17 protein-coding genes, 2 tRNA genes and 1 pseudogene are annotated in these 23,236 nt (G+C 57.2%); 11 read left to right on the top strand and 9 right to left on the bottom strand.

Annotation, left to right across the window (positions count from 1 at the left end; all coding sequences use genetic code 11):
* Positions 1 to 24: 24 nt before the first annotated feature.
* A complete protein-coding gene (gene rimO, locus AC1MEE_RS18565; RefSeq protein WP_480411045.1) occupies positions 25 to 1,362 on the bottom strand; it encodes a 30S ribosomal protein S12 methylthiotransferase RimO in 1,338 nt (445 codons plus the stop codon).
* A 268-nt stretch (positions 1,363 to 1,630) separates the two neighbouring features.
* Between rimO and AC1MEE_RS18560 the strand changes: the two genes are divergently transcribed.
* Entirely contained in the window at positions 1,631 to 3,529 is a 1,899-nt protein-coding gene (locus AC1MEE_RS18560) for a potassium transporter Kup (RefSeq protein ID WP_480411044.1), read from the top strand.
* 175 nt (positions 3,530 to 3,704) lie between these two features.
* Here the strand turns inward: AC1MEE_RS18560 and AC1MEE_RS18555 are convergent, their stop codons facing one another.
* The 4 genes from AC1MEE_RS18555 to AC1MEE_RS18540 form a co-directional block, all read right to left on the bottom strand.
* Complete coding sequence (locus AC1MEE_RS18555; RefSeq protein WP_480411043.1) at positions 3,705 to 4,994, bottom strand: virulence factor family protein; 1,290 nt, start codon at positions 4,992 to 4,994, stop codon at positions 3,705 to 3,707.
* Positions 4,994 to 7,636 carry a bifunctional lysylphosphatidylglycerol flippase/synthetase MprF gene (gene mprF, locus AC1MEE_RS18550; RefSeq protein ID WP_480411042.1) on the bottom strand — a complete coding sequence of 881 codons (2,643 nt, stop codon included), beginning with the start codon at positions 7,634 to 7,636 and terminating at the stop codon, positions 4,994 to 4,996. The genes AC1MEE_RS18555 and mprF overlap by 1 nt, the downstream gene beginning before the upstream one ends.
* Positions 7,637 to 7,894: 258 nt before the next feature.
* A tRNA-Met gene (locus AC1MEE_RS18545) sits at positions 7,895 to 7,971 on the bottom strand.
* Positions 7,972 to 8,212: 241 nt separating this feature from the next.
* Positions 8,213 to 8,289, bottom strand: a tRNA-Met gene (locus tag AC1MEE_RS18540).
* Positions 8,290 to 8,538: 249 nt separating this feature from the next.
* Here AC1MEE_RS18540 and dinB point away from each other — a divergent pair.
* The gene (dinB, locus tag AC1MEE_RS18535) at positions 8,539 to 9,600 is read left to right on the top strand and encodes a DNA polymerase IV (protein ID WP_480411041.1); all 1,062 of its coding nucleotides are present in this window, start codon (positions 8,539 to 8,541) and stop codon (positions 9,598 to 9,600) included.
* 103 nt (positions 9,601 to 9,703) lie between these two features.
* Here the strand turns inward: dinB and AC1MEE_RS18530 are convergent, their stop codons facing one another.
* The 3 genes from AC1MEE_RS18530 to AC1MEE_RS18520 form a co-directional block, all read right to left on the bottom strand.
* Positions 9,704 to 10,660 (bottom strand): hypothetical protein, encoded by a 957-nt coding sequence (locus AC1MEE_RS18530; protein ID WP_480411040.1) that lies wholly within the window; start codon positions 10,658 to 10,660, stop codon positions 9,704 to 9,706.
* Between the two features lie 90 nt (positions 10,661 to 10,750).
* Positions 10,751 to 12,466, bottom strand: coding sequence for a proline--tRNA ligase (locus tag AC1MEE_RS18525; protein WP_480411039.1), 1,716 nt, complete (start codon positions 12,464 to 12,466; stop codon positions 10,751 to 10,753).
* Positions 12,467 to 12,649: 183 nt separating this feature from the next.
* Positions 12,650 to 13,987 carry an OprD family porin gene (locus AC1MEE_RS18520; protein WP_480411038.1) on the bottom strand — a complete coding sequence of 446 codons (1,338 nt, stop codon included), beginning with the start codon at positions 13,985 to 13,987 and terminating at the stop codon, positions 12,650 to 12,652.
* 1,022 nt (positions 13,988 to 15,009) lie between these two features.
* Here AC1MEE_RS18520 and AC1MEE_RS18515 point away from each other — a divergent pair.
* Both AC1MEE_RS18515 and AC1MEE_RS18510 read left to right on the top strand, forming a co-directional pair.
* On the top strand, positions 15,010 to 15,441 hold the full coding sequence (locus AC1MEE_RS18515) for an HIT domain-containing protein (RefSeq protein ID WP_480411037.1): 432 nt from the start codon (positions 15,010 to 15,012) through the stop codon (positions 15,439 to 15,441).
* Entirely contained in the window at positions 15,438 to 15,644 is a 207-nt protein-coding gene (locus AC1MEE_RS18510; RefSeq protein WP_480411036.1) for a SlyX family protein, read from the top strand. Before AC1MEE_RS18515 ends, AC1MEE_RS18510 begins: the two co-directional genes overlap by 4 nt.
* An 80-nt stretch (positions 15,645 to 15,724) precedes the next feature.
* On the opposite strand, the gene AC1MEE_RS18505 is transcribed toward AC1MEE_RS18510, so the two are convergent.
* Positions 15,725 to 16,330, bottom strand: coding sequence for a cold-shock protein (locus AC1MEE_RS18505; RefSeq protein ID WP_480411035.1), 606 nt, complete (start codon positions 16,328 to 16,330; stop codon positions 15,725 to 15,727).
* A gap of 443 nt (positions 16,331 to 16,773) precedes the next feature.
* Here AC1MEE_RS18505 and AC1MEE_RS18500 point away from each other — a divergent pair.
* From AC1MEE_RS18500 to ruvB, 7 genes and pseudogenes are all read left to right on the top strand, one after another.
* Positions 16,774 to 17,005, top strand: a pseudogene (locus AC1MEE_RS18500) (DNA starvation/stationary phase protection protein); the annotation flags it as partial.
* A 451-nt stretch (positions 17,006 to 17,456) separates the two neighbouring features.
* The gene (locus AC1MEE_RS18495; RefSeq protein WP_480411034.1) at positions 17,457 to 17,798 is read left to right on the top strand and encodes a ribbon-helix-helix domain-containing protein; all 342 of its coding nucleotides are present in this window, start codon (positions 17,457 to 17,459) and stop codon (positions 17,796 to 17,798) included.
* A gap of 243 nt (positions 17,799 to 18,041) precedes the next feature.
* The gene (gene aspS, locus AC1MEE_RS18490; protein WP_480411033.1) at positions 18,042 to 19,817 is read left to right on the top strand and encodes an aspartate--tRNA ligase; all 1,776 of its coding nucleotides are present in this window, start codon (positions 18,042 to 18,044) and stop codon (positions 19,815 to 19,817) included.
* A 127-nt stretch (positions 19,818 to 19,944) separates the two neighbouring features.
* Positions 19,945 to 20,691, top strand: coding sequence for a YebC/PmpR family DNA-binding transcriptional regulator (locus tag AC1MEE_RS18485; RefSeq protein WP_480411032.1), 747 nt, complete (start codon positions 19,945 to 19,947; stop codon positions 20,689 to 20,691).
* 129 nt (positions 20,692 to 20,820) lie between these two features.
* Positions 20,821 to 21,345 carry a crossover junction endodeoxyribonuclease RuvC gene (ruvC, locus tag AC1MEE_RS18480; protein ID WP_480411031.1) on the top strand — a complete coding sequence of 175 codons (525 nt, stop codon included), beginning with the start codon at positions 20,821 to 20,823 and terminating at the stop codon, positions 21,343 to 21,345.
* 115 nt (positions 21,346 to 21,460) lie between these two features.
* Positions 21,461 to 22,069 carry a Holliday junction branch migration protein RuvA gene (gene ruvA / locus AC1MEE_RS18475; protein ID WP_480411030.1) on the top strand — a complete coding sequence of 203 codons (609 nt, stop codon included), beginning with the start codon at positions 21,461 to 21,463 and terminating at the stop codon, positions 22,067 to 22,069.
* Positions 22,070 to 23,125, top strand: coding sequence for a Holliday junction branch migration DNA helicase RuvB (gene ruvB, locus AC1MEE_RS18470; RefSeq protein ID WP_480411029.1), 1,056 nt, complete (start codon positions 22,070 to 22,072; stop codon positions 23,123 to 23,125).
* The last annotated feature ends 111 nt before the right edge of the window (positions 23,126 to 23,236 follow it).

Genomic DNA, 23,236 nt, shown 5'->3' with positions numbered 1-23,236 from the left:
AGGGCTTTTTGAGAGGAAAAACGATTAGATCGTTTCAGCCCACAGGTCGTATTCGTCAGCGGCGGTGACCCGGCACATGACTTTATCGCCCGGCTTGAAATCCTGGTCGCTGTCGATGTAGACGCTACCGTCGATTTCCGGGGCGTCGAAGAAGCAACGGCCGACCGCGCCGCCTTGTTCGTCGACTTCATCGATCAGCACTTCGATTTCTTTGCCGACTTTCAGTTGCAGGCGTGCGGCGCTGATTTCCTGCTGGTGCGCCATGAAGCGCTCCCAGCGATCCTGTTTGATCTCGTCCGGGACGTGATCGCCCAGGGCGTTGGCCGGTGCGCCTTCGACCGGGGAGTACTGGAAGCAGCCCACTCGGTCGAGTTGTGCTTCAGTCAGCCACTCGAGCAGGTACTGGAAGTCTTCTTCGGTTTCGCCGGGGAAGCCGACGATGAAGGTCGAACGGATGATCAGATCCGGGCAGATCTCGCGCCAGTTCTTGATCCGCGCCAGGGTCTTGTCTTCGAAGGCAGGACGCTTCATCGCCTTGAGGATTTTCGGGCTGGCGTGCTGGAAGGGGATGTCCAGGTACGGCAGGATTTTTCCGGCGGCCATCAGCGGAATCAGTTCATCGACGTGCGGGTAGGGGTAGACGTAGTGCAGACGGACCCAGACGCCGAGCGTGCTGAGCGCTTCGCACAGTTCGGTCATGCGTGTCTTGACCGGTTGGCCGTTCCAGAAACCGGTGCGGTATTTGATGTCGACACCATAGGCGCTGGTGTCCTGGGAGATCACCAACAGTTCCTTGACCCCGGCCTTGACCAGGCGCTGGGCCTCGTCGAGTACGTCACCGACCGGACGGCTGACCAGCTTGCCGCGCATGGACGGGATGATGCAGAAGCTGCAACTGTGGTTGCAGCCTTCGGATATCTTCAGGTATGCGTAGTGGCGTGGTGTCAGCTTGATGCCTTGAGGCGGCACCAGATCGATCAGTGGGTTGTGATTGAGGTTTGGCGGCACGGCGTCATGAACGGCGTTGACCACTTGCTCATACTGCTGCGGACCGGTAACGGCCAGCACGCTGGGGTGAACCAGGCGGATCGCGCTTTCTTCGACGCCCATGCAGCCAGTGACGATCACTTTGCCGTTTTCAGCGAGGGCTTCACCGATCACTTCCAGGGATTCGGCCTTGGCGCTGTCGATAAAGCCGCAAGTGTTGACTACCACGACGTCGGCGTCTTGATAGGTAGCCACGACTTCGTAGCCTTCCATGCGCAGTTGGGTGAGGATGCGCTCGGAATCGACCAGGGCTTTGGGGCAACCCAGGGAAACGAAGCCAACCTTTGGGGCGGACGGCGTGGTGACAGTGGACATGGCGAACCTCGGCATTGGGTGGCGCCCGGGCAAATGGCCGGGGCGCCGTCTGGGCGCTTGGCGCGCCGCTGATCAAAAAGTGCGCAATTCTAGCGGCGGGACTGTAGATTGACCAGCTTTATGCAGAGAATTACGACGAGTGCTGCGCTATGCTTCGCGGCGTTACGCCCGATCTCATCGATCGCGTTAATCGGTATCTGTAAAAACGGCGCTCGCTCAGGCACAGCGTTGTGCTTTTGGAGCCCAGTCTTGGTTGTAGGAGTGGTTAATGGGTCAGGCAATTAGTCAGGCAGATGCTGGACATCATTCGGCAAAACCGTTGAGTCTGCTGATCGCAGCCGTCGGTGTGGTTTACGGCGATATCGGCACCAGCCCGTTGTACACCCTCCAAACGGTGTTCTCTGGGGGGTATGGGGTAAAGGTTGACCACGACGGGGTGCTCGGCATTCTGGCGCTGATCTTCTGGTCGCTGATTTGGGTGGTTTCGCTTAAATACGTGCTGTTCATTTTGCGCGCCGACAACCAGGGCGAGGGCGGAATCATGGCGCTGACTGCGCAAGCGCGGCGGGCCGCCTCGCCGTACCCCAGATTACGCAGTGCGTTGGTGGTCTTTGGTTTGTTCGGGGCAGCGCTGTTTTATGGCGACAGCATGATCACCCCGGCCATCTCCGTGCTCTCGGCGGTGGAAGGCATGGAGCTGGCGTTCAAGGGCGTCGAACATTGGGTGGTACCCATTTCGCTGGTCGTTCTGGTAGGGCTGTTTCTGATTCAGCGTCACGGTACGGCACGGATCGGCATTCTGTTCGGTCCGGTGATGGTCATCTGGTTTCTGGTGCTGGCTGCTCTGGGGCTCAATGGGATCATGCAGCATCCAGAGGTGCTCAACGCGCTGAACCCTGCGTGGGGGGTGCGCTTCTTTGTCGTCCACCCGGGCATCGGCGTGACAATTCTCGGTGCCGTGGTCCTGTCACTGACCGGCGCTGAAGCGCTTTATGCCGACATGGGCCACTTCGGTCGCAAACCAATCGCCCGTGCCTGGTTCGCTTTGGTGCTGCCAGCGCTGGTGCTGAACTATTTTGGTCAGGGTGCGTTATTGCTCGATGACCCGGAAGCGGCGCGCAACCCGTTCTATCTGCTGGCGCCGAGCTGGGCGCTGATCCCGTTGGTCGGCCTGTCGACCCTGGCCACGGTGATCGCTTCACAAGCGGTGATTTCCGGGGCGTTCTCCATGACGTTGCAGGCGATCCAGCTGGGTTACATCCCGCGCATGCACGTCCAGCACACCTCCAGCTCTTCCCAGGGCCAGATTTACATCGGTGCGGTGAACTGGTCGCTGATGGTGGGTGTGATCTTGCTGGTACTGGGTTTCGAGTCTTCCAATGCACTGGCTTCTGCTTACGGCGTTGCCGTGACCGGCACCATGCTGATCACCACGATCCTGGTGTCGGCAGTGGTTTTGTTGTTGTGGAAATGGCCGCCGTTGTTGGCGGTACCGGTTCTGTTCTGCTTCCTGCTGGTCGACGGTCTGTTCTTTGCGGCTAACGTCCCGAAAATAGTGCAGGGCGGCGCGTTCCCGGTTTTGGCGGGGATTGTCCTGTTCATCTTGATGACCACCTGGAAGCGCGGTAAACAGTTGCTGGTAGACCGACTCGATGGAGGGGGGCTGCCGCTGCCCATTTTTATCAGCAGCATTCGCGTACAGCCACCGCATCGCGTGCAAGGTACGGCCGTGTTTTTGACCGCGCGGCCCGATGCGGTCCCGCATGCCTTGCTGCATAACCTGCTGCACAATCAGGTGTTGCACGATCAAGTGGTGCTGCTGACGGTGGTCTACGAAGATTCCCCGCGCGTCCCTGCGAGCCGACGTTTTGAAGTTGAGGCTTATGGCGAGGGTTTTTATCGGGTGATCCTGCACTTCGGTTTCATTGACGAGCCGGACGTGCCTGCGGCGCTGAAGCTGTGCCATCTGGAGGAACTGAGTTTCAGTCCGATGCGCACCACCTACTTCCTCAGCCGTGAAACGGTCATTGCCGCCAAACTGGAAGGCATGGCGCGTTGGCGTGAGGGGTTGTTCTCGTTCATGCTCAAGAACGCCAACGGCAACCTGCGCTTCTTCAATCTACCGTTCAATCGGGTGATTGAGCTGGGTACTCAGGTAGAGATGTAGAGGCCTTCGGCCAGCTTCAAGCTTCAAGCTTTAAGTTGCAAGTCTGGAGCTTGGAGCTTGGAGCTTGAGGCTTGCAGCTTCGGTCCACGGCCAATAAAAAAGTCCCCGAGCTGCAAAGCTACGGGGACTCTTTTTTTGCGGGGCGCTTTCGGTTTAGAGTCGCTTGCGCTGTGGATCAGCCTTGTTTGGCTTGGGTCTTACCTTGACGCTTTTCAATAGCATCGATCATGCGCTTGGCCAGGGCCGGGTAATCTTCATCGAAGTGGTGGCCGCCTGGCAGTCTGAGCTTCTCGCCTACGGCGGTGGCTTCGGTGCAGCCACTTTCAGCGTCCTCTTCAGCGCCATACACGCACAACACCTTCTCAGGAGGCAGCTTGGCCATCTCCGGGCCGGTAGGGGCTTCTTTGCCAGCAGTTCCCAGCCAGCCCTCTACCTGGATTTCGAAGCTGCCACTGCGGGCGAATGCCAGCAGGACGATGGTGTCGACACGTTTTTGCTCGTCAGGAGCCAGACGGTTATAGATCGCCGGCAGTACATCGGCGCCGAACGAATATCCCATCAGCACGAAGCGCTTGGTGCCCCACTTCTGCCGGTAATGCGCCATCAGCTCAGCCAGGTCCAGAGCGCTTTGCTCGGGAGACTTGTGCTGCCAGTAGTAACGCAGGGTGTCGATACCGACCACCGGGTAGCCAATTTTGGCCATCTCGCCCGCTACGTCGCGGTCGAGGTCACGCCAGCCACCGTCACCGGAAAGAAACAGGGTGACGGTGTCAGTCGTCTGGCCGGCCGGGACTTCGACCACCGGGATATTCAGGCCGCCGTCATTGTCATCGGCGACCAATTGGTGGCGCAGTTGGCTGTTGAGCAACTGTGGCAGGTGAACGTCATAGTCGCTGATGCTGTTTTCGGCATTAGGTTGATCGCGAACAAGTTTTGCGGCGTCGTCATCCGGGCCGTCGTTCCAGGCGGCATACCAGCGGCCGTGCGCTGCTGATTGCGGAATATTGTCTTTGCACGCGGGTGGTTCGAGGCTGAAACCGACCGAGATCGCTTTCGCCTGATCGTCGGTTTGCGTAGCCAGCCAGCGCCAGGCCAAAGTTGCGCCCGGGCCGACCCCGCCCACCAGGGTGGCAGGGCCGTCGAGTTTCTGCAGGGCGGCTGTCAGCGTTTTTTCCTGCAGCGCACAGTCGTTCTTGGGCAGGGTGACCTGCACAACCTGAGCGTCACCGTCCTGACTCAGCGCCAGCAGTTGCTTGTCTGTCAGCCCTTCATCGGCGAGGACGGCCAGGGCGACTTTGGCTGTTGGTGTGCTGCCCGGCGAAACCCGGGTCAGCGCCGTACCATCTTCCAGTGTCAGGTGTTCGAGACGCGCTTCAGGGGCAGGACGGTTCCACAGCCAAAAACCAAGTACCAGTGCGAGAACAATCAGGGCTGCGAGCAAAAATCGCCAGTAGCGTTGAATCATTAGCGTTTCACCAATCCAGTCAGGCCGCCTGCAATCAGGGCGGCGGTGTCAGCCAGTGCCACGAGCGGATCGAGTCCGGCGGGTACGGCCATATAGCGGGGCTCCCAGTCAGGCTGGAACTTGTCTTTGAAACGGCGCAAACCTTGGAAATTATACAGTTGCTCGCCACGACGGAAGACCATCGAGCCAAGGCGTTGGGTCAGGGGTGCGCCGCGACGCGGTTGCAGACCGGAAAGCGGCACCATACCCAGGCTGAAGCGTCCATACCCATGTTGTTTGTAGTGCAAAATCAGGCCGACCATCATGAATTCCATGGTCAGCTTCGGTGCATCTGGGTGAGCGCGCATCAAGTCGAGGCTAGCCAATTCATGGCTGGAGGTTTCCAGCAGGTTGGCGAACGCCACTGGCTTACCTTCGAAATGGATGATCGCTATACGGAAGTGTTGCAAGTACTCCGGGCTGAAGCGGCCGAGGGAGAAGCCTTTCTCTCGTACGTTCTTGCCGGTGAGCCAGGCATCGGAAATCACCTTCAGCTCGTCCAGTGGTGCCTGGCCGACCTCGTAGATCTCCAGCGACAAGCCGTCCCGACCACCCCGGTTCCAGGTGTAGCGCAGGTCCTTCATCTCCTTGCCTTTCGATTCTATGTCGAAGCGATGCAAGTCGACCCGGGCTTCCTCACCTAGTTTGATCGCGGTCAGGCCAATGTCCATGTAGAACGGCAGATTCTCCGCGCGGACCTGGTAAAACACTGGGCGGGCGTGGTGGACGTCGCACAGGTCGCGGAATTGCCAAATCAGCTCGGCGCGTTGCTGTGTCGGGCCAATCGGGTCGTACAACGCTACCAGGCTTCGGCCACGGCGGGCATACATCATAAAGGCCTTGCCGTCAGGATGTAGCAGGAGCGCCTTGTCACCGGTCAACACAAGCCCACCGTCAGGCTGGTCGGAAGCATTCACGATCTCGGCGGCCTTGGCCAGTTCGGTGGCATTAGGCAAGGTGATGACCGGGCGTGCGGTACGCAGCAACCAGGTCAAGGAGACGATCACCAGCAGTACTGCGCTGCCCAGGGCAGAGCGCAACGCGCGCGGGGCGTCGGAGTTGAGAGTGAACTGCCACCACAGTTGATGGCTGTAAGGTACGTCTTGGTAGGCGAACAACAGCAACCAGATGGACGCCGCGAGTACGCACACACTCGCCACCAGATAAAGCGGCGAAAACGGCAATTCAAGCAAGCGGCTGGGGCGATAAAACGAGCGTCGGAAGATCGCCAGCAGACCTGCGGTCAGGATCAGCAGGCTCGCCTCTTCCCAGTCGAAACCCTTGAGCAATGACAGCAGGGCGCCAACCAGCAGCAGCACGGTGGTCAGCATCCAGGCGGCTGACAGACGGCGACGCAGGCCTTGGGCCAGCAGCAGGCACAACACGCCGATCAGGCTTGCGCCAAAATGTGAGGCGTCGATCAAGCGGTGCGGGATCAAAAAACCAAGATCTTCCAGGCGTGTATCGATTTCCGGTGTGGCGCCGGAAAACAGCAGGACCACACCTGACAGGAATACCAGTAGTGCCAGGATCGGCGCGGCCAGACCTGAAGCCACGCGCATCGCTTGGCGTGTGGGCATCAGACGCTGTGCTTCGCTGAACAGCAACGCCAGGCAGGCCAGCAGCAGCGGAAGCACCACATAGATCAGGCGATAAAGCAGCAAGGCGGCCGCCAGCGGTGCGGCACCCAGTTGGTCGGCAAAGGCGGCCAGCAGAATCGCCTCGAACACGCCAACACCGCCTGGTACATGGCTGAGTACGCCTGCGGCCAGGGCCAGCAGGTAAACCAGTACGAAGGCACCGAAAGGCGGAGCGTCGGGGAGTAACAAATAAAGTACGACGGCTGCTGCGGCGACGTCCAGCGCAGTGATGACCAATTGCATCAAGGTCAGGCGCAGGCCAGGCAGGCGCAGCGTGCGACGCCCGACGCGCACCAACAGGTTGTGCGGGAGCGGTTGTTCAGGCAGGCGACGACGATAAATGCCTGCCGTCAGCAAGACGCTGAGTACCAGAATACCTACAGCAATCGAGGCCAGCAGCGAAATGGGCAAATGCAGCGCGACGGATGCGGACGGCAAGTCGCTCAACGTCGCCAAGGCAGCCAGCGGGGGCAGGGCGCAGCCCAGAGACAGGCTGGCAAACAAGGTCATCCGCGCCACTTCCGCGGCACCCAGACCATGACGAACGTACAACCGATAGCGAACGGAGCCGCCTGACAGCAGCGACAGTCCTACCGCATTGCCAATGGCAAACGCAGTAAAGCCGCCGAGGATCAATGTGCGCGTGGGCAACTGGACGTTGGCGTAGCGACTGGCCGACCATTCGTAGCCCAGCAGCACAACAAATCCTACGGCAGTCGCCGCAAGAGCCCCGCCCAGCGCAGGCATCGGAACGCTCAGCAACGAGTCGTGCAGTGCGTAGAGGTCGAGCTCGCTCAACAGATGACGACAGGCGATCAACGCAATAGTGAACAGCAGCAGTGTCACCGCCAGCCCCAGGGGTTGACGATATTTGCTCAGCAGTTCCAGCCAGTGCAGACGAGTAGGCGCAATCGGATGAGTACCCGTGACAGCTTCATTGGTTTCGGACGAGTTGGCGCGCATCAATCACTCCTTGGATCGTGCGCGACAGGATGGAGGTATACAGACAAGTTACCAATCCCTACGCAAAAAATATTTTCGAAATATTAGCGCGTCATAGTCTAACGAGCGAATGTAGCGGATTCGTTTCAGCCGACTCTTTAGTCGGTAGATACCTATCCTCGGGACCGACAGTTCTGACAAGCGTTTTGGGCTGCTGTTCCGGCGCTTTTCAGCCAGACACAAAAAAGGCCACTCTTTCGAGCAGCCTTTTTCGATGTTTGGTTGCGGGAGCCGGATTTGAACCGACGACCTTCGGGTTATGAGCCCGACGAGCTACCAGACTGCTCCATCCCGCGTCTGTGTGGCGGCATTCTACAGCCGAACGGCGGAGTGTCAACCGTTAATGCTGCGCGAGGGGAAATTAACCGAAAATAGAGCGGTCGATCGGCTAAGTGGTCGATGCGCAAAGACTTTTTCCCGACCAGGTACCTTTTGTCCCCGTCTGAGTGTTCCTTGCTTCTATAAGGAGGCGGAGGGGAGAGGGCGGAATTGCAGATACAAAAAAGGCCACTCTTTCGAGTAGCCTTTTTTGATGTTTGGTTGCGGGAGCCGGATTTGAACCGACGACCTTCGGGTTATGAGCCCGACGAGCTACCAGACTGCTCCATCCCGCGTCTGTGTGTCGGTATTCTACGCCGGAACGCTTGGCTGTCAATGGTTAATTTAAAAAAGTGCTTTTCCTTCAATCGCTTAGCTTCGCCACTTATAAGCCAGATTGGGCTCAAGGGCTTGCTGCGCGGACCTGTCAGGAGGATTCGAGCCTCTTCTTCAGGACCTTTCCTACGTAGCTTTCAGTATCGCGAGTGCCACAGCCCGGCGTGAGTGAGATACTGCTCGACCCACAGTATTCATAATCGCACCTCATGACGCAGCGCAAAATCATCCACGTCGACTGTGACTGCTTTTATGCCGCCATCGAAATGCGCGACGATCCGCGCCTGGCCGCCAAGCCGTTGGCGGTGGGCGGGTCTGCGGATCGTCGCGGAGTGATCGCCACCTGCAACTATGAAGCGCGGGCTTACGGCGTACGTTCGGCGATGTCATCCCGGCATGCCTTGAAACTGTGCCCCGACCTGACCATCGTCAAGCCGCGTATGGATGCTTATAAAGAAGCGTCCCGTGAGATTCAGACCATCTTTCGCGATTACACCGACCTGATCGAACCGCTGTCACTGGATGAGGCTTTTCTGGATGTCTCCGACAGCAGCCATTTTTCGGGGAGTGCCACTCGAATTGCTCAGGACATTCGTCGTCGGGTGTCCAATCAATTGCATATCACGGTGTCGGCTGGCGTTGCGCCTAACAAGTTTCTCGCCAAAATCGCCAGCGACTGGAGAAAGCCCAACGGTCTGTTTGTGATTACCCCGGGTCAGGTGGAGGAGTTTGTCGCCACATTGCCGGTGAGCAAGTTGCACGGCGTCGGCAAGGTGACCGCCGACAAATTGGGCCGACTGGGTATCGCCACCTGCACGGATCTGCGGGACTGGAACAAGTTGGCGTTGGTGCGTGAATTCGGCAGCTTTGGTGAGCGGCTGTGGAATCTGGCGCGTGGGATCGATGACCGGCCAGTGCAGAATGACAGTCGGCGTCAGTCGGTCAGTGTCGAAAATACCTATGATGCCGATCTGCCGGATCTGGCCAGTTGTCTGGAGAAGCTACCGGGCTTGCTCGAAACCCTCTCTGGACGAATGGCGCGCATGGACGATAGTTACCGAGCGGGCAAGCCCTTCGTCAAAGTGAAGTTTCATGACTTTACCCAGACAACCCTGGAGCAGTCCGGCGCGGGGCGTGATCTGGACAGCTTTGAGCAACTGCTGACCCAGGCCTTCGCCCGAGGTAGCAAACCAGTCCGTTTGTTGGGCATTGGCGTGCGCCTGCAGGATCTACGCGGCGCCCATGAGCAGTTGGAGCTGTTTACGCACTGATATTGCTTTCGCAGCGGGGCGCGTAGTTGCAAGCCTGCTCCCACCGTTAGATCGAGTACATCCGTGGGAGCAGGCTTGCCTGCGAAGAATTCAGCACGGTGTATCAGTCGTTCGCCTCAGGATCAGCCACCAAACGCCCTGCATCCCGAGTCAATGACTTGAGAAATTGCTGCTGAAGTTCCGGGTCGTTGCGCGTCAACTCGATCAGGCTTTGTTCCAGTTCGCTGGCCTCTTCTTCGAGGCCCAGCTCTGAGAGGCGTTTAACCCGATGAACCCATTGGCTGACTTCGTCCTCTTCAAGGTTGTCGTAGATTAGCGCATGTGCTTCGAGCAATTTGCCGCGCAATGAATTGCTGATTGGCAGAGTAGCGTCGGCGCGCACACTGTCCTGGTCATCCTCGACGTTGATCTGCAAGCGAGTGATGTGATTGAGGTCCTGTTCGGCAAAAGGGCTGTCGAGCAGGTTCAGGCGCAGTACGCCATTGCGATCGGTGGACAAATCGTAAGTCTGCGTGCCAGCCTTGACCTCAACCGGACGCTCGCTCCACGGCAGGCTGGAGTACTCAATGCGCTTGTCACGCTGAGTTTCTTCGATGCCGGAAAGGTTCTGTTGCGCCCGACCATGGGATTGCACGTTCATGAACGGATTGACCCCGGCAACGCCGTAGCTGATCCAGTCCTTGGTCACGCTGTCCGGCAAGCTGCCGAGCATGAACACATTGAGAATGTTGGCGCCGACACCGGCCACCAACGCAACGGCGCCCAGCGGAACTTCATACAGCTCGCGCCAGGGTTGGTATGGGGTATAGCGATCATAGTGACGGGTCACTTCAAATTCGGTGACTTCGAACGTCTTCTGCTCATGAATCCGCACACGACGCTGCGGCAACTCAAGCACCTTGGGCTCACCGATATCGACTTGCAGGGTGTGGTTGAGCAATTTGCGCTCGACGCGTTCTTCGTGCTCGCTGCGTTGTGACATGTGGTTGGCACAACCACTGACAAGCAGGGCACCGCAGAGTGCGGTACCGCCGAGACTTAAGGTGCTTCGCTTGAGCATGTGATCTCTTGATGCAGAAAGGGCGTGGCTCGCCTCGTCATAGGCCGTCAGGCGAGGGCGCGCACGTCATTCACGTGCGCGCCCCGGACATCAGCGGCGGATGCGGGCCTGAAGAAAGGACAGCACGTCGGCGACAGGCAGGGCTTGGGCCTGGGCTTCGGTACGGCTCTTGTACTCGAGGTTACCCTCGGCCAGACCGCGGTCGCTGACCACGATGCGGTGCGGGATGCCGATCAGTTCCATGTCGGCGAACTTGTTGCCGGGGCTGGTTTTTTTGTCGCGATCATCCAGCAGCACTTCAAAACCGGCTGCGGTCAGTTCGGCATACAGCTTGTCGGTTGCTTCGCGCACGGCGTCGGTTTCATAGCGCAATGGCACAAGGGCGATCTGGAAAGGTGCGAGCGCATCGTTCCAGATGATCCCGTTTTCATCGTTGTTCTGCTCAATGGCAGCCGCCACCACACGAGAAACACCAATGCCATAGCAACCCATGGTCAAGGTCACTGGCTTGCCGTTTTCGCCAAGCACCTGGCACTTCAAGGCTTCGCTGTACTTGGTGCCGAGCTGGAAGATATGCCCGACTTCAATACCACGTTTGATTTCCAGCGTGCCTTTGCCGTCCGGGCTTGGGTCGCCAGCCACCACGTTACGCAGGTCGGCCACGACTGGAACCGGCAGATCGCGCTCCCAGTTGACGCCGAAGTAATGCTTGTCGTCGATGTTGGCGCCAATGCCGAAGTCACTCATCAGTTCGACCGAGCGGTCGATGATGCAAGGCAGCGGCAGATTCAATGGGCCAAGCGAACCTGCGCCGGCGCCGATGGCGTCACGCAGTTCGGCATCGGATGCCATGACCAGCGGGCTGGCGACCTGCTGCAGATTGGCGGCCTTGATTTCGTTGAGTTCGTGATCGCCACGAATGATCAGCGCGATGAGTTTGCCTTCTTCCGCCGCGTGTACCACCAGGGTCTTGATGGTTCTTTCAATCGGCAGGTTGAAGCCTTCCACCAGTTGCGCAATGGTTTTGGCGTTCGGTGTATCGATCAGGCGCAGCTCTTCGGTCGGTGCCTGGCGCGACTGTTCGCGTGGAACGGCCTCGGCCTTCTCGATGTTCGCGGCGTAATCGGAGCTGTCGCTGAACACGATATCGTCTTCGCCCGACTCGGCCAGCACGTGGAACTCGTGGGAGCCGGCACCGCCGATGGAGCCGTTATCCGCTTCGACCGGGCGGAAATTCAGGCCCAGGCGAGTGAACACGTTGACGTACGCCTGATGCATGCGATCGTAGGTTTCTTGCAGCGAAGCCTGATCGACATGGAAGGAGTACGCGTCTTTCATGATGAATTCGCGACCACGCATCAAACCGAAACGTGGGCGGATCTCATCGCGGAATTTGGTCTGGATCTGGTACATGTTGATCGGCAACTGCTTGTAGCTGTTGAGCTCGTTGCGTGCCAGATCGGTGATGACTTCTTCGTGGGTCGGGCCTGCGCAGAACTCACGATCATGTCGATCTTTCATGCGCAGCAATTCAGGGCCGTATTGTTCCCAGCGCCCCGATTCCTGCCACAACTCTGCGGGCTGGATGCCGGGCATCAATACTTCGAGCGCACCCGCAGCGTTCATCTCTTCACGAACGACAGCTTCGACCTTGCGCAACACACGCAAGCCCATGGGGAGCCAGGTATAAAGGCCGGAAGCGAGTTTGCGGATCATGCCGGCACGCAGCATCAGCTGGTGGCTGACGACGACCGCATCGGAAGGGGTTTCTTTCTGTGTGGCGAGCAAATATTGACTGGTACGCATGGTAGGCCGTTGTCGGTTGCTGAGACTAGAAATGACCCGGCATTGTACGGTGGTGATCCAGTCGCGTACAGGGCAGGGCGGGTGCAACGAAATTGTGCAGAGGGCTGCCGGTGTCATGGATGTCGACCGCATAAAAAAACCCGGCCTAAGCCGGGTTTTCTATAGCGTGCGACTGACGTGCGATTACAGGACCGAAATCGGGTAGTCGACGATCAAACGGAACTCTTGGATAGTGCCTTCGCCATCGTCTGCGTTGCCAGTGTGCCAGGCTTGACGAATTTTGAAGGACAGGTCTTTTGCTGGACCCGTCTGAACAACGTATTTGGCTTCAACGTTGGTCTCGTGGTGCTTGCCGTCTTTACCGTACAGGCCGTCGTAGGCTTGGCCCACTGGAGCGCCAGTACCGTCGATATGGTCACCAGTAACGTAACGGGTCATGAAGCTCAGACCAGGTACGCCGTAGGATGCCATGTTCAGGTCGTAACGAGCCTGCCAGGATTTCTCACCAGGACCGTTAAAGTCGGAGTACTGGATGGAGTTGGCAAGGAAGATCGAGTCGCCGCCTTTGTTATCGTCACCCACACCGATGTAGTCGAACGGGGTGTTGCCGTTGACCTTCTGGAAGCTGAGGGTCAGGGTGTGCGCGGTCAGGAACGAATACGCAGCAGCCAGGGAGAAAGCGGTGTTGCTGATTTCGCCTGCTTTCGCTGCGCCGGTATCGGTCGTGCGATAGATGTTGAAGTCCCACGCCAGGGATTGAGTATCAGCCAATGGCATGACGTAGTTCACGTTGGCGTAGTACTGGTTCCAGATATCTTGCAGCTTGGCACCGTAAAGCGAAGCGCTCAGGCTGTCGTTGATGGCGTATTTGCCACCGACGAAATCTGCCGATTTTGCTGTGACGCCAGCGTAGGTGGCAAAAATCTCGCCATTATGCTTGGTCGTGTCCTGGCTGGTCGCGGAGGTGAAGTGACCCGCTTCAACGTCAAGACCCTTGATTTCGCTGCTCTGCAACAGGAAGCCGGTAGCGGTCTGTGGCAAAAGGCGAGAGCCGCCAACCGCGAAGACTGGGCTGGTAGCCGGCTGCATGTCGCCGTATTTCAGCTCTGTCTTGGAGATACGGACTTTAAGCGCGGCGCCGGCTTTGCCGTAGCTGTCCTGGTTGCTGGTAGTGCCGTCGGCATTATGCTCGAGCTGCAGGTTGCCCGAACCGGAATACTTGTCGGAACCGTCGAGTTTCACGCCAGCGTAGCCAAAGGCGTCAACACCGAAGCCGACAGTACCCTGAGTGAAACCCGAGTTGAAAACACCGTGGAAACCCTGGGTCCAGTCTTTCTGGTCCGTTGCACCATTTGTTTTGTTGCGGTTGAAGTAGTAGTTACGAAGCAGCAGATTCAGCGTGCTGTCTTCTACAAAGCCCTTGGTGTCGGCTTGATCACTGACGAAGGCTGCAGCCGTTGCCAGTTGGGTGCTGCCCGCAGTTACTGCTAGGGCGATTGCGCTCCACTTCATCACTCTCATCGTGATTTGCTCCTTTGGTTTTTTAAGAAGAGTTACTGCCATCCCACCTGTTTTTTTATCTGGGAGGCTCTTTCTTTTTGAGTCGGCGCAAACTTATATCACGCTGACCATGTTGGCGATAGTTGCAAACCTATCCTTTCGTTATCTTTACGGCCATGTCGCAAATGTAGGTTGTCCATGTCGCAATTGTGTAGATTTCACTATCAAGTCCTACCAATTACAACGGTATTTTTTGAAGGCTTAAGCATAGGTACAAACAGTCTATGAACAGCCTTTCAAACACTCCCTGCATCCTGCGCTTCCGTTTTTTTTCGTCCCCAAAGCACTTGCTTCGCAGCGAGCGTCCCTGCCGACTCTGGTGTGTGACAAAGCAACAACCGTGCACAAAGTTCAAAAGCGATCACATTTTTTTCACAAATCATCATTCTGTGCAAGAGGAAATATCTAACTATTTGTTTTTATTGATATTTTTTTGATCGTATTTGAATGAGTAAAATCCACAAAATTTGCTCGACAAAAAGGGAAAACCTCAAAGCGTTACCGGTCAGGCCCGCGTGTTGGGTAAATCAGGGGTGGGTAGCACTGTCCAAGTGGGGGATGTGACTCGTTTTGGTGCGTAGTGTTACGGGGTGCGTGATGATGGGTCTGTACGATCGACTCTAAAGCCTCTAGACGGCAGTTCAGTGGTATTTTTTTTTGCCGGGAAATGACTGGGTGGGGTTTCGGAGGCTCTGTGGCTGAAAAAATCACCGCTAAAAATGAAGCGCGGCAGGTTCTGCTCAGAGGCAAAAATTGTCTCAGATCAGTGCAAGTGAAGGCGGCGCGTTCCGCGTTTGTGCGTGTTCGGGTTTTTTGGCTGACATGACCGTCTGTCGGATTGTCTGACTGGAATACAGTGGCACTTGAATTGACCGCGGGCAGTGAACGACGACACATTCCCGAGTATCCTGCTCGGTATTGCTTGATGACTCCGAAATTCGCGGTGTCAAGCTAAAACCAACCAGTTGATCAGGAGTTTTGCGGTGTTCGTTTTAGATCCGCGTCTTGCGCAAGATACTGTACCCATCGGGGACTTTCCCCTGTGTCGTTTGTTGTTATCCAATGATTCGAATTACCCGTGGTTCATTCTTGTGCCTCGTCGGGCGGACATCAGCGAATTGTTCCAGCTAGACCCGGTGGATCAATTGCAGTTGTGGCAGGAGGCCACTGCGCTCTCGCAAATACTCAACGACTCATTTAATGCCGACAAACTCAATGTCGCAGCGTTGGGTAATATCGTTAGTCAGCTACATATGCACGTTATCGTTCGTCGTCGGGACGATGCGGCCTGGCCTGCTCCTGTTTGGGGTAAACATCCGGCACAGCCCTATACCGCCGAACAGCTATTGGTCATCCGCACCCGCTTACAGCAAGTGTTAACAGAAGATTTTCGTTTCGAGGAGGGGCAGGCATGAGCCTTGAACAGCGTATTACCGAGCTGGAAAGTCGATTGGCCTTTCAGGACGACACGATTCAGTCGCTCAATGATGTGCTGGTCGCCCAGCAGCGCGCAGTCGAGCGATTGCAGTTGCAGATGGCCGCACTGCTCAAACGTCAGGAAGAAATGGGCAGCCAGTTCGACACCTTCGAGGAGGAGGCGCCCCCGCCGCATTACTGATTCAGCTTTTCCGGCGCGATAAAAAACCCGCGATCTCCTAAAGAGAGGCGGGTTTTCTTTTTTGGGGGAGGCGCTGGATTTTAGCGGCGTGGCAGCGCTGCAATCACGTCTTCGGCTTGCAGGCCCTTATCGCGATTCATCACTGAGAACTCGACGCGCTGACCTTCCACCAATACGCGATGGCCTTCACCACGAATGGCCCGAAAGTGTACGAAAATATCATCGCCGGAGTCGCGGGAGATGAAGCCAAATCCCTTGGAGGTGTTGAACCACTTGACGGTCCCGGTATCGCGGTTGGTCATGTCATGGCTTTGTGTGGCGGGCGAGGGTGACGATTGATAGAAGCTGACGGCCAGATGCAGCAGCACTGCAACGAGGACGCTGATCAGGCTGACGATGATCGCCGGTTGGCCGGCAATGGTTTGCAGAGGAACAAGCAGAGTCAAGGTTTGAAGGACGACAGCCAGCACGAGAAGAGCGCTGACCAGATTTTGTAGCTGATGACGTGGGCCTCTGTTCCAGTAAGGGATCACTGGGGCAAGTACCAGGTTGAGCAAGCCGAAAAGCGCCAGGTAAAGCGCATCGGGTTGCAGGAGGTAAGAAGACAGGGCTTCACTACGCAGGCTAGGGATGAAGGAAAGCAGCAGGGCTGCTGCGCCCGTTAGCAGGTGGACGATTTTCAACATTTTAATAAACTCACATTAAGACGGATCACGAGGAAATAGCTGATGACGCTCGGTACGCTTCTGAATAATAGGAGGCGTGCTGCACGAGCATGGGGTCAGCCTATGCGCTACAGCCAGACGGCACGTCAGTAGCGACACGCGTGTATTTAACAGCAAAGCCGGGGGCTACTCAAATCAAGTGCTTGGCGCGGCTGTAGTGCTGACGCGCAGGCGCTTTGATACGGGGCGGTGGTTCGTTCGTCGAGACCTGTTCTAGAGCGGTCGCAGACCACTCAGATCGTGCAGGCGTCTGCCGGATGTTTCTGGAAGCGAGGCGGCTGCTCGTCGCTTCTGGAGTGATGGCACCGTTTGCCATCGGTTCGACGGTGTTTGCGGTTTATCGCCAGGAAGGGCTTTTTTGTCGCAGGGCGACAGCGCAATAGAAGGCTAGGTTACGGGTTCTCTTGGTGGGCGGTTTTTCTCGTCTATGGGTGGATACGCAGGTGTTTTATATGAAGTTCAATAACGTTCACTGGAGCGTCGGGGGGGGGGGGGGCGATGTTTCGTATCCTGCACTTAATGTTCGAAGAACAGTATGACGAGCTCGCATTGGCCATGGTTTTCGTGGCTGGGCGAATGCGTGCCTTGGGCTTTCTGGTGTCGGGTACTTATTTAGCCTGTGCGCGCCTTTCTTCAAACTGCCAATCCGTTGATCGTGCGTATGAAAGTGCATGAAAGAAATGGCGTGGATGGTTCGTTCGTTATAGAGGTCCGGTAATAGCGCTCTGCAAGTGTCACGTGTTTAACCGTTTCTGCCTCGCGTGTAGCAGGGGGTATTTTTCGCCTTGTCATCCCTCCGGTTTTTCTCGGCGTCTCCTCGCTCGGCGCGTGGCTTCACGGCCTCTGGCCTTGCGCTACGGCGATCGGCTGCGAGTGATATACATATTAAGGACCCCGGCATGAGTGGTTCAGGTTAACGATTTTTCCAGTTTCTATAATCCCCATTGAAATGTAGTGATGTCCTACAAACTTGAGGTGCGTGTTCTGCTGGCTAGAAATCTGTTGTTGGATTTATATGCAGGTGAGTTTTGCATTTATTTAGGTCTGACGTGGTTGTGTTAGATGACTAACAGAGGAGGAAGCAGAAATGGTTCGACGTGTTGGATGTTCTATTAAGGATCTCAGTCGGTACGGAAAGATACAAGACGATCCCTTTGTCGAGGATTTTAATATGAGTCTCGCGCGCCCTCATTCCAAGTCTGTTCGCTTGAACGGGCTGGCGACGTGCTTGCGCCTGGAGGAGGTGTATTGGAATATTTTGGCCGATATCGCTCGCTCCAATAGTTGTTCGGTCAATACCATTCTTTCTTATGTCGATCGTGAAGTGCACCTGCGCCATGGTGGCGTGAAGAATTTCAGCGGCCTGATCCGGGTGGTCTGCGTCGCTCATCTACTGAAAACCGAGTCGATGGCGCTTTCCCCGGCCTAGAGGCTCCACCAGGCTGAGCGGTCGTGGGCCTCTGGCGGGGCTCTCGTCAGATGGGGCGCACTTATGTTGTCGCGATCAGTTCGGGCGGCTGCACAGCGTCAATTAACCCTATATAATCCCCCGCCTTACTACGGGGCGCAGGCCGTCGGGTTGAACTGCACGCCAGGGTTCTTGCACTATTGAGCGCAAGCGAAGGGCGAGAGCTCCACCGAATTTCGAATTACGAGAAGTGAAAACACCATCATGATGCGCAGCCATTATTGCGGCCAACTGAACGAGAGCCTGGAAGGTCAGGAAATTACCCTTTGCGGATGGGTCCACCGCCGTCGTGATCATGGCGGGGTAATTTTCCTCGATATCCGTGATCGTGAAGGTCTGGCTCAGGTGGTGTTTGACCCTGATCGCGCTGACACCTTTGCTGCCGCCGATCGCGTGCGCAGCGAATATGTGATCAAGATCACCGGTAAGGTGCGTGCACGTCCCGCCGGCGCGGTAAACGCGAACATGGCGTCCGGCGCCATCGAAGTACTGGGCTACGAGCTCGAAGTGCTGAACGAGTCGGAAACGCCGCCGTTCCCGCTGAACGAATTCTCCGACGTCGGCGAAGAAACGCGCCTGCGTTATCGCTTCATCGATCTGCGCCGTCCGGAAATGGCTGAAAAGCTGCGTCTGCGTTCGCGCGTCACCACCAGCATCCGTCGTTACCTGGATGAAAACGGCTTCCTCGATGTCGAGACGCCGATTCTGACCCGTGCCACGCCTGAGGGCGCTCGCGACTACCTGGTGCCGAGCCGCACCCACCCAGGCAGTTTCTTCGCCTTACCGCAATCACCGCAGTTGTTCAAGCAGTTGCTGATGGTCGCTGGCTTCGATCGTTACTACCAGATTGCCAAGTGCTTCCGCGATGAAGACCTGCGTGCTGACCGCCAGCCGGAATTCACCCAGATCGACATCGAGACCAGCTTCCTGAATGAAGCAGACATCATCGGTATCACCGAGAAGATGATTCGTCAGTTGTTCAAGGAAGTGCTGGACCTGGAGTTCGGCGATTTCCCACACATGACCTTCGCCGAAGCCATGCGTCGTTATGGTTCCGACAAGCCGGACCTGCGTAACCCGCTGGAGCTGGTCGACGTTGCCGATCAACTCAACGCCGTGGAATTCAAGGTGTTCAGTGGTCCGGCCAACGACCCCAAAGGTCGTGTCGCAGCCCTGCGTGTACCGGGTGCGGCAAGCATGCCGCGTAGCCAGATCGACGACTACACCAAGTTCGTCAGCATCTACGGCGCCAAAGGCCTGGCTTACATCAAGGTCAACGAACGTGCCAAAGGCGCTGACGGCCTGCAGTCTCCGATCGTCAAGTTCATCCCTGAGGAAAACCTCAATGTGATCCTGGATCGCGTTGGCGCCGTCGATGGCGACATCGTGTTCTTTGGTGCGGACAAATCCAAGATCGTTAGCGAAGCCCTTGGCGCGCTGCGGATCAAGATTGGTAACGACCTGAAACTGCACACCTGCGAGTGGGCCCCGATGTGGGTCGTCGACTTCCCGATGTTCGAAGAAAACGACGACGGCAGCTTCAACGCGCTGCATCACCCGTTCACTGCACCCAAATGCAGCCCTGAAGAGCTCGAAGCCAGCCCGGCTACGGCGTTGTCCCGCGCTTACGACATGGTCCTCAATGGTACCGAGTTGGGCGGCGGTTCGATCCGTATCCACCGCAAGGAAATGCAACAAGCGGTCTTCCGTCTGTTGGGCATCAACGAAGACGAACAGCAAGAGAAGTTCGGCTTCCTGCTCGACGCCCTGAAGTACGGCGCACCACCGCATGGTGGTCTGGCTTTCGGTCTGGACCGTCTGGTGATGTTGATGACCGGCGCTCAATCGATCCGTGAAGTGATCGCGTTCCCGAAAACCCAGAGCGCTGCGGACGTCATGACCCAGGCTCCTGGCGTTGTCGATGCCAAGCAATTGCGTGAGCTGCACATCCGCCTGCGCGAACAGCCAAAGGCTGAGTAATAGCCGAGTAGGGCGCATCGGACTGTCGATGCGCCTTTATTCGTCAGGCCACAGATTAAGTTGAAGCTTTTTGCCCGCATTCGCAGGGCGGAAGGTGCAAGCGTTTCAGAAGAATTCGGAGTGAGTTATGGCAGGTCATTCTAAGTGGGCGAACATCAAGCACCGCAAAGAGCGTCAGGATGCCAAGAAAGGCAAGATCTTCACCAAGTGGATCCGTGAGCTGACCGTCGCCGCTCGTCAAGGCGGGGGCGATCCGGGCTCTAACCCGCGGTTGCGTCTGGCACTGGATAAGGCGTTGGGCGCCAACATGACGCGTGACACCATTGATCGCGCCGTCGCTCGTGGCGCCGGTGCGGCAGAGGGTGACGATGTTGAAGAGCTGGGTTACGAAGGTTACGGTCCGGGTGGTGTGGCGATCATGGTCGAAACCATGACCGACAACCGCAATCGTACTGCCGCCGCCGTTCGCCATGCCTTTACCAAGTGTGGCGGTAACCTCGGTACGGATGGTTCGGTCGCCTATCTGTTCGATCGAAAAGGGCAGATTTCCTTCGCGGCGGGTGTTGATGAGGACGCCATCATGGAGGCCGCGATGGAGGCGGACGCCGATGATGTGGTTACCCATGAAGATGGCTCCATCGACGTGTTCACGTCCTTTGCGGGTTTCTACGCGGTGCGTAATGCGCTGGACGCTGCGGGTTTTAAGGCAGTCGATGCGGAAATCGTCATGTTGCCGACGACCAGCGCCGTGCTCGATCTGGACACTGCTGAAAAGGTGCTCAAGCTGATCGACATGCTAGAAGACCTGGATGACGTGCAAAACGTCTATTCCAACGCGGAGATTCCCGACGAGGTCCTGGAACAGCTCGGCTGATTTCTTTCAGCTGGCGCATTACTTGAAGCCGGAAGTACGGAGCGGTGTCACTCACGTCGCTATCGGCCTCCGGCTTCTGCCTTTATGCTGCGTTCAATTGTGTGCGTCACTTCTTAAGCTGCAGGCGTTATGACTCTTATTCTTGGTATCGACCCCGGTTCGCGAATCACCGGCTATGGCGTGGTGCGGGACACCGGTCGCGGCTGTGTGTACGTGGCTTCGGGCTGCATTCGTACCGGCAGCGGTGAGCTACATGAGCGTTTGCAGATTGTGTATCGTGGTGTGCGAGAGGTCATTCAGACGTACGGTCCGGTGACCATGGGTATCGAAAAAGTGTTTATGGCGCGTAACGCCGACTCCGCGCTCAAGCTCGGTCAAGCGCGTGGCGCGGCCATCGTGGCTGGCGCTGAAGAGAGTCTGGAAATCGCCGAGTACACCGCGACCCAGGTCAAGCAGGCCGTGGCCGGGACCGGCGGCGCCAATAAAGAGCAGGTGATGATGATGGTCATGCATTTGCTCAAGCTGACCCAGAAACCTCAGGTCGATGCCTCCGACGCCCTGGCTATCGCCTTGTGTCACGCACACACGCGCTCCAGCCTGATACCGCACGGCTTGAATACCGCACGCAGTCGCGGTGGTCGGCTGCGTCTCTGATAGCATCATCCGCTTCAACTTTTTAGCTTGCAGGTCTCGTCACTCCTGTAATGATGGCGACCATTATTTGTGCCAGCGTCATGCGTGTGACTGGCCACGAGAAAGGATTTGATACGTGATTGGACGGTTACGCGGCTTTTTGGCTGAAAAACATCCGCCGCACCTGATTCTGGATGTCAACGGTATCGGCTATGAGCTGGAAGTGCCCATGACCACCCTGTATCGGCTGCCTCATGTGGGCGAACCGGTGACCTTGCACACCCATCTGGTGGTTCGTGAGGATGCGCACCTGCTTTACGGTTTTTTCGAAAAACGCGAGCGCGAGCTGTTTCGTGAGCTGATCCGCCTCAACGGTGTCGGTCCGAAACTGGCATTGGCGCTGATGTCCGGCCTTGAAGTGGATGAATTGGTCCGCTGTGTTCAGGCGCAGGACACCTCGGCCTTGACCCGGATTCCGGGGGTTGGCAAGAAAACCGCCGAGCGCTTGCTGGTCGAACTCAAGGATCGCTTCAAGGCCTGGGAGTCCTTGCCAGGCACCTTCACCCTGGTCTCCAGCGGGCCGAACTCCGCTGCGCCCGTGGCGACGGCTGAAACCGATGCGGTCAGTGCGCTGATTTCCCTGGGCTACAAACCTCAGGAGGCCAGTAAAGCGGTTTCCGCGATCAAGGAAAAAGACTTGAGCAGTGAAGACCTGATTCGACGTGCTTTGAAGGGAATGGCTTAAGTGATCGACGCTGACCGCCTGATAACCGCCACTGGCCGCGACCGTGACGAGCAACTGGATCGTGCGATCCGTCCGCTGAGCCTGGCCGATTATATTGGCCAGCCCATCGTGCGCGAGCAGATGGAGTTGTTCATCCAGGCTGCGCGCGGACGTAGCGAAGCGCTGGACCACACCTTGATTTTCGGGCCGCCAGGCTTGGGCAAGACCACGCTGGCCCATATCATCGCCCAGGAAATGGGGGTCTCCATCAAGAGCACGTCAGGCCCGGTGCTGGAGCGCCCCGGTGATCTGGCGGCGATATTGACCAATCTTGAACCCAACGACGTGCTGTTCATCGATGAGATTCACCGGCTTTCGCCCATCGTCGAAGAAGTGCTGTACCCGGCGATGGAGGATTTCCAGCTCGACATCATGATCGGCGAAGGCCCTGCGGCACGCTCGATCAAGCTTGATCTGCCACCGTTTACGCTGGTGGGCGCGACCACGCGCGCGGGGATGTTGACCAACCCGCTGCGTGATCGGTTCGGCATCGTTCAGCGTCTGGAGTTCTACAACACCGCTGACCTGACCACCATCGTCACGCGTTCGGCCGGTATTCTGGGGCTGCCGATCGAGGGTGAAGGCGCTTTTGAAATCGCCCGTCGCGCTCGGGGCACACCACGTATCGCCAACCGTCTGCTGCGCCGGGTGCGCGACTTTGCAGAAGTTCGCGCAAACGGCCATATCACCAAGCCGATTGCCGATCTGGCGCTGAATCTACTGGACGTCGATGAGCGTGGTTTCGACCATCAGGACCGACGTCTGCTGCTGACCATGATCGAGAAATTCGACGGCGGCCCGGTGGGTGTTGACAGTCTCGCTGCGGCGATCAGCGAAGAGCGACACACCATTGAAGACGTACTCGAGCCCTATTTGATTCAACAAGGCTATATCATGCGTACCCCTCGTGGACGTGTCGTGACCCGGCACGCCTACCTGCATTTTGGTTTGAACATTCCGTCGAGAATGGGGGAAATGCCGGTCGCCAGCGATTTTGTCGATGACGCGGACGATTAATTAAAAGCACAAGGCACTGATTTATTCGGGGTTTTGGTGGTCTGACAGGCTAACGCGCCGATCTGACCGGCAATAAGCGGTAAAACAAATGAAAAACAGTTGCCTGGCGGA

The organism is Pseudomonas sp. ASL3 (assembly GCF_056680425.1).
This window is presented reverse-complemented; position numbering and strand designations above follow the sequence as displayed.